Here is a 901-nt window from a genome sequence, read left to right on the forward strand (position 1 = left end):
AAGCCGACATCACGAGTACCCCGGCCTTGCGCAAATACGCCCGCCTGTAGCAACCGCCGCGCCGCCTCTTCCGCCTTCCCCTTTGGCTCGCCCAAAGGTACGCCGGTAGATTTCCGGCAAGCCCATATCTTTTTTTCATGGCTCCAAAATGTTGCCTGCCAAAAAGGACTGTTCTTTACTCGGAAAACGCAAAAATCATTGTGCCGAAAAACCAAGACGCGCATAAAAACCCCTTTGCGTTTATAAGTCTGTTTATAACCGCATCTACCAAAGTTTTTAACGCCGGTTTTCCGGTAGTTAAATCTATATACAATAGACAGATAGCAAAAAAGCGGACGACGGGAATCGAACCCGCGTTTGTAGCTTGGGAAGCTACCATACTGCCATTGTATTACATCCGCGCATAAAACAAACAGCGCTTATATAGTATAAAAAACACCCTGTGTCAAGAACTTGACAGCTTCCCTATCCTGCGCTCTTACCTGCGCGGCATTATTGCCGAGTCGCAACGACCTTCACGTTGTTTGGCGAACGCCTATTCCTTGCCCGCGCTTTACGACCAGCCCGTATAGCAGAAGCGACAGCAGCGTATCTTCAAGTCCGGAACCCGCAGCGCGGAGTTCCGCGTCGGTTTTTGCCAGCAGCGCAAGCGCGGCGTCCGTCTCTGCGGGCTTCCACGCCTCCGCCGCTTTCCGGTACTGCGCCTGTATCCTGAGCGAGCCGAAACCCGCGACCTTATAATCAAACGAAGAGGGCGACGGGTGTTCGGTGCGGAAATGGTGCCAGTCTTTTAGGCGGCGGAAGCAGTACGCCAGTCCTGCAATAAGCGCCTGCGAAGCGCTGTTCTTTGCGGCGCGGATAGTCTCAAGGATTTCCGCCGCGCTTTCAAGCCGAGCTGCGG

Annotated in this window: 1 tRNA gene and 1 pseudogene; both read right to left on the bottom strand. The window is 53.7% G+C overall.

The features are described from left to right. Positions 1-330: 330 nt before the first annotated feature. Positions 331-401 (bottom strand) — tRNA-Gly (locus AWU74_RS06260). Positions 402-515: 114 nt separating this feature from the next. Next, positions 516-901 (bottom strand): annotated as a pseudogene (locus AWU74_RS11805) (DNA polymerase III subunit delta); the annotation flags it as partial.

The sequence above is a fragment of the Treponema endosymbiont of Eucomonympha sp. genome (genome assembly GCF_001028545.1).